The 12,461-nt window shown below is 73.9% G+C and carries 10 protein-coding genes; 7 read left to right on the top strand and 3 right to left on the bottom strand.

Annotated elements, in window-relative coordinates; genetic code table 11:
* Positions 1-88 precede the first annotated feature (88 nt).
* The 3 genes from GSY65_RS16390 to GSY65_RS16380 all read left to right on the top strand — a co-directional run bounded on the left by GSY65_RS16390 (position 89) and on the right by GSY65_RS16380 (position 3,106).
* The gene (locus GSY65_RS16390; protein WP_159769079.1) at positions 89-781 is read left to right on the top strand and encodes a metal-dependent transcriptional regulator; all 693 of its coding nucleotides are present in this window, start codon (positions 89-91) and stop codon (positions 779-781) included.
* Between the two features lie 709 nt (positions 782-1,490).
* Positions 1,491-2,405 (top strand): alpha/beta fold hydrolase, encoded by a 915-nt coding sequence (locus GSY65_RS16385; RefSeq protein ID WP_159769076.1) that lies wholly within the window; start codon positions 1,491-1,493, stop codon positions 2,403-2,405.
* 83 nt (positions 2,406-2,488) lie between these two features.
* The gene (locus tag GSY65_RS16380) at positions 2,489-3,106 is read left to right on the top strand and encodes a TOPRIM nucleotidyl transferase/hydrolase domain-containing protein (protein ID WP_159769073.1); all 618 of its coding nucleotides are present in this window, start codon (positions 2,489-2,491) and stop codon (positions 3,104-3,106) included.
* Positions 3,107-3,191: 85 nt separating this feature from the next.
* Here the strand turns inward: GSY65_RS16380 and GSY65_RS16375 are convergent, their stop codons facing one another.
* The gene (locus GSY65_RS16375; protein ID WP_380965875.1) at positions 3,192-3,875 is read right to left on the bottom strand and encodes a bifunctional DNA primase/polymerase; all 684 of its coding nucleotides are present in this window, start codon (positions 3,873-3,875) and stop codon (positions 3,192-3,194) included.
* Between the two features lie 425 nt (positions 3,876-4,300).
* On the opposite strand from GSY65_RS16375, the gene GSY65_RS16370 reads away from it, so the two are divergent.
* Together GSY65_RS16370 and GSY65_RS16365 are read left to right on the top strand one after the other, a co-directional pair.
* Positions 4,301-5,683: a transcriptional regulator gene (locus tag GSY65_RS16370; RefSeq protein WP_159769070.1), complete on the top strand. Its 1,383-nt coding sequence runs from the start codon at positions 4,301-4,303 to the stop codon at positions 5,681-5,683.
* A 178-nt stretch (positions 5,684-5,861) separates the two neighbouring features.
* The gene (locus GSY65_RS16365; protein WP_159769067.1) at positions 5,862-7,655 is read left to right on the top strand and encodes a hypothetical protein; all 1,794 of its coding nucleotides are present in this window, start codon (positions 5,862-5,864) and stop codon (positions 7,653-7,655) included.
* A gap of 58 nt (positions 7,656-7,713) precedes the next feature.
* Here GSY65_RS16365 and GSY65_RS16360 read toward each other — a convergent pair whose 3' ends face one another.
* On the bottom strand, positions 7,714-9,039 hold the full coding sequence (locus GSY65_RS16360; RefSeq protein ID WP_159769064.1) for an ABC transporter substrate-binding protein: 1,326 nt from the start codon (positions 9,037-9,039) through the stop codon (positions 7,714-7,716).
* A gap of 128 nt (positions 9,040-9,167) precedes the next feature.
* Between GSY65_RS16360 and GSY65_RS16355 the strand changes: the two genes are divergently transcribed.
* Both GSY65_RS16355 and purU read left to right on the top strand, forming a co-directional pair.
* Positions 9,168-9,668: an SCO4402 family protein gene (locus GSY65_RS16355; protein ID WP_159769061.1), complete on the top strand. Its 501-nt coding sequence runs from the start codon at positions 9,168-9,170 to the stop codon at positions 9,666-9,668.
* A gap of 118 nt (positions 9,669-9,786) precedes the next feature.
* Positions 9,787-10,668 carry a formyltetrahydrofolate deformylase gene (purU, locus tag GSY65_RS16350; RefSeq protein WP_159769058.1) on the top strand — a complete coding sequence of 294 codons (882 nt, stop codon included), beginning with the start codon at positions 9,787-9,789 and terminating at the stop codon, positions 10,666-10,668.
* A 117-nt stretch (positions 10,669-10,785) separates the two neighbouring features.
* On the opposite strand, the gene GSY65_RS16345 is transcribed toward purU, so the two are convergent.
* Positions 10,786-12,315, bottom strand: coding sequence for a zf-HC2 domain-containing protein (locus GSY65_RS16345; RefSeq protein WP_443043294.1), 1,530 nt, complete (start codon positions 12,313-12,315; stop codon positions 10,786-10,788).
* Between the last annotated feature and the right edge of the window lie 146 nt (positions 12,316-12,461).

The following is a 12,461-nucleotide window of genomic DNA, read 5'->3' as shown; positions in this document are numbered from 1 at the left end:
CAGCGACGGCCCGGTTGTCAGTGGGATGCGTCAGAATTGAGTCCAGGGCCAGCGCAGCGAAGCCGCTGAATCTCATCGAGGGGCACGTATGTCCGGACTGATCGACACGACGGAGATGTATCTCCGCACCATCCTCGAACTCGAAGAGGAAGGTGTGGTCCCCATGCGTGCCCGGATCGCCGAGCGCCTCGACCAGAGCGGCCCGACGGTCAGCCAGACGGTCGCGCGCATGGAGCGCGACGGCCTCGTCTCGGTCGCGGCCGACCGGCATCTGGAGCTGACCGACGAGGGCCGCCGCCTCGCGACGCGCGTGATGCGCAAGCACCGCCTCGCGGAGTGCCTGCTCGTCGACGTGATCGGCCTGGAGTGGGAGCAGGTCCACGCGGAGGCATGCCGCTGGGAGCACGTGATGAGCGAGGCCGTCGAGCGTCGTGTGCTCGAACTGCTCCGCCACCCCACGGAGTCGCCGTACGGCAACCCGATCCCGGGCCTGGAGGAGCTGGGCGAGAAGGACGGCGCGGACCCGTTCCTCGACGAGGGCATGGTCTCGCTCGCGGACCTCGACCCGGGCAACGAGGGCAAGACCGTCGTCGTGCGCCGGATCGGCGAGCCCATCCAGACGGACGCGCAGCTGATGTACACGCTGCGGCGCGCGGGAGTGCAGCCCGGTTCCGTGGTGAGTGTGACGGAGGCGGCCGGCGGGGTGCTCGTGGGCAGCGGCGGCGAGGCCGCGGAGCTGGCGGCGGAGGTTGCCTCGCACGTGTTCGTCGCCAAGCGCTGACACCGCCGCCGGGTCCCGCAGGCGCTTTCCGGTCACAGCACCAGCCGTGTTCTCGGGCGGTCACGCCCGCCACCTCGACCGTCCGGCGAAGTCCGAGATTCACTGCGCCGAATCGCAGCGCGCGGACCGTTCGCGTGCGAGGCTTGCCCGTGAGGCATATGACCTGAGGGGCTCTTGGCCACCGGAGACGGCGATCTCGCGGTGGCGGAGGAGGGGGCGGGGCGGATGTGCCGTGGACGTGAGGAGGGCCCCGGCGCCATGCGGCGCCGGGGCCTGTCCTCCCCCGTGCTGACCCGGAGCCCCGAGCTCCCAGGGTCATCCCCCCTCGGGCCGTTGTCCCCGAGCGGCCCGCCTCCCGTTGAAGATCTCCCCGCGGCCGCGGCGGGCAATCCTTGAGGGGGGTCACTCGAATGAGGGGTGTAGTCGCCGGGAACGGCATCTTCGAATGTGTATTCGATAACGTGGGCGGCGTGGCGTCGCGTCGAGCGGCCCGTCCCCGACCGACCCACGCATCCCATACGTAACGTGCCGATCGATACGCGCGCTGTAACAGCATGTGCGCGTCGTTCGAACGGCGCGCACCACGGCGCGAACAGCAAGGGCAGCACGACAGCGGTACGACAGCGGTCAGGACGGATGGACCACCGGGTCCGGAGCGCGGCGAGGGCTTCGGGAGCGAGCGGTCCGAGCGGGAGTGTGGGGGGTGCCAATGACGCGGCGCATCGACGTGACCGGAACGGGCGGCGTGAGCCTCGCTGCCTGGGAGTTCGGGGACCCGCCCAAGACCGGGGAGCTGCCCGGCGCCCCGACCGGCCGACGGACCGGGCCGGACCCGGGGGAGGAGCCCGCCGACGCGCCGGGGCACGGCGTGCTGTTATTGCACGGCCTCATGGGTCGCGCCTCGCACTGGGCGCCCACCGCCCGCTGGCTCTCCGAGCGGCACCGCGCCGTCGCCCTGGACCAGCGGGGCCACGGCCGGAGCGAGAAGCCGGAGCAGGCCGCCTACACCCGTGAGGCCTACGTGGAGGACGCCGAGGCGGCGATCGAGCAGCTCGGTCTCGCCCCCGTCGTCCTCATCGGCCACGCCATGGGCGCGCTCACCGGCTGGCAACTGGCCGCCAAGCGCCCGGACCTGGTGCGCGGGCTGATCATCTGCGACATGCGGGCCTCGGCGCTGGGCGCCGCCTCCCAGCGGGAGTGGGAGAGCTGGTTCAAGGCGTGGCCGCTGCCCTTCGCGACCCTCGCCGACGTCCGCAAGTGGTTCGGCGAGGACGACCCCTGGGTGGAGCGCCCCAACCCCTCGCGCGGCGAGTTCTACGCCGAGGTCATGCACGAGGGCCCCGACGGCTGGCGGCCCGTCTTCGACCCCGAGCAGATGCTGAAGACCCGCGAGACCTGGGTGTACGACGCGCACTGGGAGGAGCTGACGCAGGTCCGGTGCCCCACCCTCGTCGTCCGCGGTCTCGACGGCGAACTGGGCCGCGCCGAGGCCCAGGAGATGGTCCGTGTGCTGCCCCGCGGCCAGTACGCCGAGGTCGCCGACGCCGGCCATCTCGTCCACTACGACCAGCCGGACGCGTGGCGCGCCGCGATAGAGCCGTTCCTGGACGGCTTCACCGACTGAGCTGCCGCCCCTTGCCGGCCGCGGTGATCGTCGCGCTGTGAAAATCCCTGTCCCGGCGGACGGAAACGGCGCAGACTCGTGGCATGGCCGACATGGGGGCGTTCCGGCAGGCGGTCACCGCGTGGGCGGCGGGTGGGCCCGGTGTCCCGGCGCGGGACCTGGTCGCTACGGCCGGTGTCCGGGCGGTGGTGCTGCTCGAAGGGCCGAGCGACGCCGCGGCGGTCGACGCGCTCGCCGCGCGACGTGGGCGGGACCTCGGCGCCGAGGGGGTCTGCGTCCTGCAGATGGGCGGCGCGATGAACGTCGGCCGCTTCGCCGGCCTCCTCGGTCCGTCGGGCCTCGGCCTGCGCCTCACCGGGCTGTGCGATGAGCGGGAGCGCGGCTACTACGCCCGCGCCTGGGAGCGCGCCGGCGCGGCATCCGAGGGGTACTTCGTGTGCACGGCCGACCTGGAGGACGAACTGATCCGCGCGCTCGGCGCGGGCCGCGTGCGGGAACTCGTCGACGCGGAGGGCGATCTGCGCCCCCTGCGGACCTTCCTCCGCCAGCCCGCGCAGCAGGGCCGCCCCGCCCAGCAGCAGCTCCGCCGGTTCCTCGGCACGAAGAAGGGCCGCAAGATCCAGTACGGGCGGGTCCTCGTCGAGGCCCTCGGCCCCGACCGCGTACCCGCCCCTCTGGACGACCTGTTCGCCGCGCTCTGACCACCCACGCGTCCGACGACGCATGCAAGTCCCGTCGTTCAACAGCCGGTTGGGTGGGCAACCGCTCGTCGAGTCGCCCTGGGCGCTATCGTCGGCCGTCCCTGCCGCACGCGTACGCGAGCGGGGAGATCAGCTCCTCCGCGTCCGGCAGCCACCGGTTCGCCGACGTGGGACGACGCGCCCACTGCACGGCCCCCCGTGACCCGTACCGGGTCGGCGGCGCCGCCACGTACTCGCCCTCGCCCAGCGCCCTGAGGTCGAGCGACAGCGGCGACCAGCCCAACTTGCGCACCAGATCGGGCACCTTGACCGACGCGCCCGGCAGCACGAAGAAGTGCATCCGGCGGTCCGGTGTCCACGTCACCGGACCGAGCGTCAGGTCCATGCGCTCCATCCGGGCCAGCGCCAGCAGACCGGCCGTCTCGGGAACGTCGATCGTGTCGAACGTCCGCCCTGTCGGCAGCAGGATCGACGCGGTCGGCTGCGTGGACCACAGACGGCGTGCGACGGTCGCACTGCCTGTCGCCTGGGTCGCCCAGTCCTCACGCGCCGGGTGCGCGCCGGGGGTCGCGCACGCGGTGTTGCCGCAAGAGCAGTGCTGCACCCCGTCGACAGCTTCCAGCCACGTACCGGGAAACACGTCCCAGTGACGTTCTTCGGCGTATCGAACGGCGGTGTCCAGCAGCGATTCGCCACGCTGCTTCGGGATTTGGGCAGCTTCAGGGCCCGCGATGGTCTCTTCCACGATGAACACAACTCTAGCGCTCATCGGTGGTTACGGATGTCACATGCGCGGGGGGAGAGCACCGCCGACCGGGCCGGGGCGCATGGGTGCATGTCCGGGGGCGCGCGAGCGGGATCGCCGAGTGAGCCGGGTAGCCACGTGTGGGGTACAGCATCCGTGTTTACCCCGGCAATCGAGGAATGTCTCGCATCTTCGGTATGTCGACGGGGCATTGATCGTCGAGGCCGGATCCCTCCGACAGATGGGTATGCGCTTTCGGTACGCGTGCTCGGCGCGCGCACCGAGTCGTGTGACTGTGTGTCCGAAGGGATCGGCCGCTGAGGACACGTCAACTCGAAGCGTGAGCTGGTGCTGTGACCGGAAAGGTTTGACAGGAGGCTGCCGGGCTTCGCGAGCCGGCGAACCTTTCCGGTCACAGCACTGGGCACCACAGCCACAGGGGGTACGCCATGGCCGCAAGGCCGCTCGTCGCCAGGCAGCCGAACGAACGGCTGCAGGCGCTCATCCAGGAAGCGGGCTGTTCCAACGCCGGGCTGGCCCGGCGGGTCAACATGTGCGGCGCGGAGCACGGACTCGACCTCCGTTACGACAAGACGTCCGTCGCGCGCTGGCTGCGCGGACAGCAGCCGCGGGGCCGGGCTCCCGCGATCATCGCCGAGGCGCTGGGGCGCAAGCTGGGCCGTACGGTCACGATCGACGAGATCGGCATGGCCAACGGCAAGAACCTCGCGTCCGGCGTGGGGCTCCAGTTCTCGCCGACGGTCCTCGGGGCCATCGAGCAGGTCTGCGAGCTGTGGCGCAGCGACGTCGGCCGGCGGGACTTCCTGTCCGGGTCGTCCGTCGCCGCCTCCGCGCTCGTCGAGCCCAGCCGTGACTGGCTGATCTCGGCGCCGGACTCCCAGGTGGCCCGCTCCGCGGGACCGAGGGTCGGGATGGCCGACGTGGCGGCCGTGACCGCGATGACCCAGGCCCTCGTCGACCTCGACCACCAGTACGGCAGCGGGCACGTCCGGCCCGTCGTCGTGCACTACCTCAACAGCGTCGTCTCGGGGCTGCTGGCCGGCTCCTACCGGGAGGCGGTGGGCCGCGAGCTGTTCGCGGCGGTGTCCCGGCTGACCGAACTCGCCGGGTACATGGCCGTGGACACCGGGCAGCCCGGTCTCGCCCAGCGGTACTACATCCAGGCGCTGCGGCTCGCCCAGGCCGCGGGCGACCGCGCGTACGGCGGCTATGTGCTCGCCGCGTCCATGAGCCATCTCGCCGCGCAGCTCGGGAACCCGCGCGAGATCGCGCAGTTGGCGCGCGCGGCGCAGGAAGGAGCGCGTGGGCGCGCCACTCCGCGCGCGGAGTGCATGTTCCACGCGGCGGAGGCGCGCGGGCACGCGCTGATGGGCGACGCGCGCGCCGCGCAGGCGGCGGCCGGGCGGGCCGTGGAGGCGCTGGAGGCGGCGGACTCGTCGTCCGGGGACGACCCGACGTGGATCAGACACTTCGACGAGGCGTATCTCGCCGACGAGTTGGCGCACTGCCACCGGGACCTCGGGCAGGCGGAGGCGGCGGCGCGGCGGGCCGAGGAGTCGCTGGCCGGGCATCCCGAGTCGCGGGCCCGGCGGCGGGCGATCGGCTATGTGCTGCTCGCCACGGCGCAGGTGCAGCAGCGCGAGGTCGAGCAGGCGTGCCACACGGGCCTGAAGGCCGTGGAACTGCTCGGGTCGCTGCGGTCGAACCGGGGGGCGGAGTATCTGGAGGACCTCCAGCAGAGGCTGGAGCCGTTCCGGGAGGAGGCGGTGGTCAGGGAGTTCGGGGCGCGGATGGAGCTCCAGGCGGCGTAACTCCCGCCGGAGGGGCCCCGGTCGCGCCGCCGGTCGGGCGGCGCGGCCGGGGTTCGGCGGGGCCGGGGGCGCGCGGGGGCCGGGGCGCCCTGTGGGGTGCGGGTGGTGCTGAGGCGGTCGCCGGGAACCGGTAGCGTGAGGCGACGATTCCGCAAGTCCCCCGTTCGTAGGAGTCCCGGTGACGCAGAGTGGACAGGGCGAGGAGCCCTCGGCGCGGCCCGCGCGCGAAGGCATCGTGCTGCCCTCCGACGGTGGGGCGCCGCTGCACCCGAGCGAGTTGCCCCCGGCTCCCCTGCCCCCCGCCGCGTCGGCCCCGACGTGGCGCCAGGGCGGTCACGACGCGCGGGACCAGCCGGCCGCCGGCTCCTGGGGCGGCGCCCCCGAGTGGGGCGACCAGGGCGCCCGGCCCGGCGGACTGCCACTGCCCCCCGAGGGGCCGGCACCGGGCGGGTACGGGTCCGAGGGGGCCCGGGGCGCGTACGGGTCCGAGGGGCCGCAGGCCGGGTACGGAACCGGCGGGCCGTCGCAGGCCGGGTACGGCAGCGACGCGTCCCGCTCCGGGTACGGAACGCAAGGGGCGTCCCCGTCCGGATACGGGGCCGAGGGGGCGCCACAGGCCGCGTACGGCCCCCACGGCGCGTCTCAGGGCGCGTACGGGGCGCCAGGGGCGCCCGGGGCGGCGCAGGGCCCGTACGGGGGCGACGGGTACGCGGGGGGCAGTTCCGGGATGCCTCTGCCGCCGGTCGCGGGAGAGGTGTCGCGCGCGTCGGGCGGGGCGCCCGTGCCGCCGGTGGACGAGGGGGCCACCCAGTACCTTCCGCCGGTGCCGTCGGCCGGTCCCCTGCCGGGGGACGAGGCGGCGACGCAGTACATACCGCCGGTGCCCGCGGCCCCGGAGGCCGCCACCCAGTTCCTGCCGCCCGTGGGGCCGGGCGCGCTGCCGCCGGAGGCGTCGGCGGACGCGACGGCGTACCTGCCTCCCACCGCGGCTGCCGGCCACGGGGCAGCCGGGGCGAACCCGGACGCCGAGCCCACCCAGTTCATCCCGCCGGTGGCCGCGCAGCCGCAGGCTCCGGGGCAGTCCCGGCCCCAGGCGCAGGGGTACGGCGCGCCGCCGCAGGAGCCGGACGTCTTCGACAGCCTCTTCCGCAGTGAGCCCGGGGGCTCGGGCGCGTCCGGGACGACACAGCAGATGCCCAGGGTCGAGCAGCCGCGCACCGTGGGGTCGTCGCAGGGCCGGGTCGGCCAGGCGGGCGACGCAGGTCAAGGCGGCCACGGCGGTCACGGGGGGCGGGCCTCCGCGCGACGCGACGCCGGCGGCGCCCCGGGGGGCGGCCGTACGCGCTCCAAGGTGCCGCTGATCGCCGCCGTCGGCATCGGGATCGCCGTCCTCGGCATCGGGGCGGGCGCCCTGATGGGGGGCGGCGGCAAGGACGACCAGGGGCAGGGCGACGACAAGGCCGTGACGGCGTCCGAGCCGTCGGCCGAGGAGTCGTCGGCCGAGGCGGCCGACCCGGCGAAGGAGCAGGCGGTCGCGCTGGACAAGCTGCTCGCGGACAGCGGCGACAGCCGCAACAGCGTGATCAAGGCGGTCGGGAACATCCGGTCCTGCACCAACCTGGGGCAGGCCGCCACCGATCTGCGCGACGCGGCCAAGCAGCGCAACGACCTCGTCTCCAAGCTCGGCGAGCTGTCCGTCGACAAGCTGCCCGACAACGCCGCCCTGACCACCGCGCTCACCAAGGCCTGGCAGGCCTCCGCGTCCGCCGACAACCACTACGCCGCGTGGGCCGACCAGGTCGCCGGCAAGAAGAAGCTCTGCAAGCGGGGCCAGGCCCGCTCCACCGGCGAGACCCAGGCGGGCAACCAGGCCAGCAGCACGGCGAGCGCCGAGAAGGCCAAGGCCGCGCAGCTGTGGAACGGCATCGCCGGAAAGTACGGCCTGACCCAGCGGCAGGCGGGCCAGCTGTAGGGGCCTTCTGAGGATCCCCGCGGTCGCGCCGCGTCCGTCGGGGGCAGGCCCCGGCGCGTCACAGCTCCGCGTCGACGAGGGTCTTCTCGACGTTCACGAAGCCCTCGCGGGCGGCGACCAGGCGGCCCCTGCGGACCACCTGGAAGGTGACCTCCGGGTTGATCAGGCGGGGGAAGCCCGCGGCGGCGATCAGGTCCTCGAAGCGCCAGGTCAGCGGCGGCGTCAGCCCGCCCGTGGTGACCCGCATGCCGTTGTCCAGGGTGTGGCGGATCGCCTGGGCGGTGACCTCGCCGTCGCCGATCCGCTCGATGACGGACGTCAGCACGGTGTACGCGATCCAGGTCGTCTGCACACCCGGGTCCGCCGGGTCGATCCGGTTGTCGTCGAAGGCGTGGTCGCGGATCACCTTCTTCATCCGGTCCCAGCGCTTGTCGGTCTCCACCGGGTACCAGCCGGTGACGTACGTCCCCTCGTACGGCCCCGACCTGCCGCCGGTCGAGTCGACGAGGGACTGGTCGACACTGCCGAGCACGGAGGCGGTGCGCACGTCGGGGTAGTCCTTGCGGTCCCGGCGGAACGAGTCCATGAACGTGGAGGTGCGGTCGCCGAGCGCGGGCACCACGCACCCCCGCCTGCCCGGGTCGCCGGAGGCCCGCCGCAGCGCCTGCCGGGCGTGGTCCGCGTACTCCGTCGCGTCCTCGGCGGCCAGCTGGTCCTCGGCCCCCCGGTGGCCCCCGGAGCGCAGCCCCGAGTTCAGCAGCAGCGGAAGCTGGTCCCCCGCGATGGAGTCGGGGCGCACCAGGGCCACGGGGCCGCAGGCGCGCGCCAGTTGCTCACCGAGGCCGGCCATGAGCGCGGCCTGGCCGCCGTTGACCGGGTAGGACAGGGCGCTGGAGAACTCGTCGTCGGTCACGCCGTAGCCGCCGATGTAGGGGATGCCGGCGGACTCCAGCGGGGCGAGGAAGGAGCGGCCGTGCTGGCTGTAGGAGCCGACGACGGCGACGGCGTCCTCCTTCGCGGCGCGGCGGGCGCACCGCGCGGCGCCCACGGTGTCGTTGTGGTCGTTGCAGGTGAGGACGCGCAGCTCACGGCCGTTGAGCCCGCCGCCCGCGTTGATCCAGCGGGCGTACGCCTTGGCCATGGCGGGCATGCCGGGCTTGTTGGTGGCGGCGGTCTTCTCCGGCGCCCAGGTCATGACGGTGATGGGGTCGTCCCCGGAGCCCCCCGTGACGCCGGAGACGACCCCGCACCCGGCGGCGAGCGACGCGCACAGCGCCAGTGCGACGCCTCTCGCGATACCGGTCCGTTTCGTCCCGCCGCGACGGAAACCGCCGGGACGGGTGGGCCTGGGACGGTCTTCTGAGGTGCGTCGCCTGCCGGTCATGACTCCGCACGATTCCGTCACACGGCCAACCCGGGCGTGACGACCGGGCAACGGAAGGTGACCGGGAGGTGAATTACGGGAAGCTACGATCGTATTTTCCAGGGATCGCAGAGAGGAACGCGGGAACGATGACCGTCCAAGGTTCGGAGACCTCTTCCCGTCGTGGGCGTCGCTCATCCACCATGGGCGGCATGCCCCTGAACGACGTGCCTTGGTGGCGCTGGCGCAGCAATGTGCGCTCCGCGCTGCACATGCTCTCCGATCCGGTGTTCCAGCGGGACGTCTGGCTGGCCGGGGTCGACGGCTACGGTGACGTCACCGACGCCGTGTACCGCCTGGTCGAGGACACCTGGCTGGACAACTGGTCCGCGGAGAAGTACGTGGGCGCGATCTTCCGCGACGCCCAGGAGGCGGCGCTCGTCGACACGGCCGTGCTGCGCGTGCTGCGGATCATGCACCAGGTGGGGCCGGACGCCCCGGTCTCCGCCTACCTCGACCACCCCGCCTGGTCCGATGCGGTCCGCGCGGCCCGCGAGGCCCATGTGCGCCTGTCGGTGAGCGACGGCGAGGACCCGGACACACCGCCGCGCACGCTGGAGGTCCTGCGGATCATGACGAGGGCGGCGTAGGGCGGCGTAGGGCGGCAGGGGGCCGGTGCGGGGCGCCGGTCCGGACGGGGCCGTTCCGCTCGGTCCGGTCCGCGGGACGATTGCCGCCCCGGGGACGCCGTGTGCGACCCTGTCGGGCATGAACGCGCAGCCCACTCGCACCGCGGCGCCCGCCGACCAGTACGTCCTCACCCTCTCCTGCCCCGACAAGCAGGGCATCGTGCACGCCGTGTCGAGCTACCTCTTCATGACCGGCTGCAACATCGAGGACAGCCAGCAGTTCGGCGACCACGACACGGGTCTGTTCTTCATGCGCGTCCACTTCTCGGCGGAGGCTCCGGTGAGCCTGGACAAGCTCCGGGCGAGCTTCGCGGCGATCGGCGACTCCTTCCACATGGACTGGCAGATCAGCCGCGCCGAGGAGAGGATGCGCGTCGTCCTCATGGTCAGCAAGTTCGGGCACTGCCTGAACGACCTGCTGTTCCGGGCGCGGATCGGGGCACTGCCGGTCGACATCGCGGCGGTCGTGTCCAACCACACCGACTTCGCCGAGCTGGTGGCCTCCTACGACATCCCCTTCCACCACATCCCGGTCACCAGGGACACCAAGGCCGAGGCCGAGGCGCGGCTGCTGGAGATCGTCCGGCAGGAGAAGGTCGAGCTGGTGGTGCTCGCCCGGTACATGCAGGTGCTGTCGGACGACCTCTGCAAGCAGCTCAGCGGGCGGATCATCAACATCCACCACTCGTTCCTGCCGAGCTTCAAGGGCGCCAAGCCGTACCACCAGGCGCACGCGCGGGGCGTGAAGCTGATCGGGGCGACGGCGCACTACGTCACCGCCGACCTCGACGAAGGGCCGATCATCGAGCAGGAGGTCGAGCGGGTCGGCCACGGGGTGACCCCCGAGGAACTCGTCGCGATCGGCCGGGACGTGGAGTGCCAGGCCCTGGCCCGCGCGGTCAAGTGGCACGCCGAACGCCGCATCCTGATGAACGGCCGCCGGACGGTCGTGTTCGCGTAGCCGCACGGGCGCTGGGGGCGCGGGCGGCCGGGCGGCACGCGTGATGCGTTCGCGCCGCTCCCCGCGCCCTTCTTCCCGCCCCGCGCCCTGCTCCCCGCTCCTGAACGGCCCGTCCGGTCACATACGGCTCAGGGACGCCGCCGCGAAGAGCACGTCCCGGATGGCGTCCCGGTCGCCCACCTGCCCGGCCGCGGCCTCCTCGGGCGGCACGTGGCCCGCGGCGAGCCGGCAGAACTCGACGCCGTCCAGGGCGACGTGCGCGACCTCGTGCTCGGCGGAGCCGACCGCGCCGGGGGAGTCCAGGGGGATCAGCCACTCACCGCCGCCGGAGCCCTCGATCTCCAGACGGAGAGTGCGTCCGGGCGCGCCGGCCGGCACGAGCGGGCGGCCCGCGGCGGGCGACCGTGACCCGAGGCCCGCACGCCGCCGCTCGGCCAGCACCTGGGGCAGCATCCGGGCCGCGAGGTCGATCATCCCGTGCAGATGGCGTCCCGAGGGCGCCGTGTACGGGTAGTCCACCGCCTCCGCGATGTCCTCCGCGTGGATCCAGCACTCGAACGCCCGGTCGAGCATCGCGTCGCGCAGCGGCAGCTCGAAGCCGCCGTACGAGACGACGAGCCGCCCGGAGCCCGCGCCGTCCTCGTGGCTTCCGGCGTCCTCGGGGCCGCCGCCCCGGAACGCCGTCGTACGGACGATGTCATGGCTCTGCTCCCGCCAGGGCCCGCGGATCGCGCGGCCGGGCGGAAGGTGCGCGGCCCTCCAGTACGCCTCGGTGCGCGCGTCGGGCGCAGGGCTGTCCGGGGCCGCGGCCAGGTGCTTCAGCGGGTCCTCCAGCCCCAGCGCGGTCGCCACGAGACCGTCGACGGTCAGCAGGTGCGCGATGACCCCGGCGACGGTCGTCCGCCGGGTCACCGGGCCCTCGCCCTCGAACCACCGCAGCCGCACGGGCGCCTGCCAGTCGGCGTCGTCGATGTCCTGCAGCAGCGCGTCCAGCCGGGCCGCCTCCGCGTCGTACGGCGCCGCCCACGCCGGTACGGGGATGCGGGGCGCCCGGCGGTCCAGACAACTCCGCAGGACCCGGGTGCGCAGCGACGGGTCGAGGTCGAGGCTCTCCGGCGGGTGCAGCAGGCCCACGGCCTCCCGCAGCCGCCGCGCCTCGTCCGCGCACCCGCCGCACACCCCGAGGTGCTCCTCCACGGCCGCCGCCTCGTCCGCCGAGCACACGGCCAGCGCCCACGCCCCGAGCAACGCCTTCAACACCCGGTGCTCCAGGACGAGGGGGGAGGGGGCGGGCGCGGGGACCGGCGGGGTGCCGGGCGCGTCCGGGGAGGCCGGCGGGGTGCCGGGCGCGTCCGGGGAGGCCGGCGGGGTGCCGGGCGCGGCCGGCGGGGCCAACGGGGTGCCGGGCGCGGCCGGGGGCGATCCGGCGGACTCGTCCCGGTCGTCGTACGGTGGCGCGGGGTGCTCCTGGGGGAACACCGGCGGGGACGTCCGCCGCGGGGCGGGGTCGGGCAGGGGCAGGCCCGTGTCCTCGACCGAGGAGCGCGGAAGCGGTATCCGGGGCGGCCCCGAGGGCGCGTCCCCCGCCCCGCTCCCCGACCCACGGCCCCCACCGGCCGCGCCCGAGCCGTCGGCGACACCGTCCAGCGGACCGACACCACGGCTCTCGGCCCCGGTTACACCACTCTCGGGCCCGGTTACACCACTCTCGGGCCCGTCGGTGTCGCCTCGCGTGCCGTCGGCCGTGACGCCCCCGGCGTTCGCCGGGTCCGGGTCCGACGGCGCGTCCCTGG

Origin of the sequence: Streptomyces sp. HM190 (genome assembly GCF_009857135.1) — a bacterium.
Lineage (GTDB): Bacteria > Actinomycetota > Actinomycetes > Streptomycetales > Streptomycetaceae > Streptomyces > Streptomyces heilongjiangensis.
Note: the sequence above shows the minus strand (reverse complement) of the source record. Positions and strands in the feature narration are given on the sequence as shown.

Excerpts from the sequence above, each read along its gene's own strand:
- GSY65_RS16390 (WP_159769079.1), top strand. The coding sequence starts at position 89 with ATGTCCGGACTGATCGACACGACGGAGATGTATCTCCGCACCATCCTC.
- GSY65_RS16385 (WP_159769076.1), top strand. The coding sequence starts at position 1,491 with ATGACGCGGCGCATCGACGTGACCGGAACGGGCGGCGTGAGCCTCGCT.
- GSY65_RS16380 (WP_159769073.1), top strand. The coding sequence starts at position 2,489 with ATGGCCGACATGGGGGCGTTCCGGCAGGCGGTCACCGCGTGGGCGGCG.
- GSY65_RS16375 (WP_380965875.1), bottom strand. The coding sequence starts at position 3,875 with ATGAGCGCTAGAGTTGTGTTCATCGTGGAAGAGACCATCGCGGGCCCT.
- GSY65_RS16370 (WP_159769070.1), top strand. The coding sequence starts at position 4,301 with ATGGCCGCAAGGCCGCTCGTCGCCAGGCAGCCGAACGAACGGCTGCAG.
- GSY65_RS16360 (WP_159769064.1), bottom strand. The coding sequence starts at position 9,039 with ATGACCGGCAGGCGACGCACCTCAGAAGACCGTCCCAGGCCCACCCGT.
- GSY65_RS16355 (WP_159769061.1), top strand. The coding sequence starts at position 9,168 with ATGACCGTCCAAGGTTCGGAGACCTCTTCCCGTCGTGGGCGTCGCTCA.
- purU (WP_159769058.1), top strand. The coding sequence starts at position 9,787 with ATGAACGCGCAGCCCACTCGCACCGCGGCGCCCGCCGACCAGTACGTC.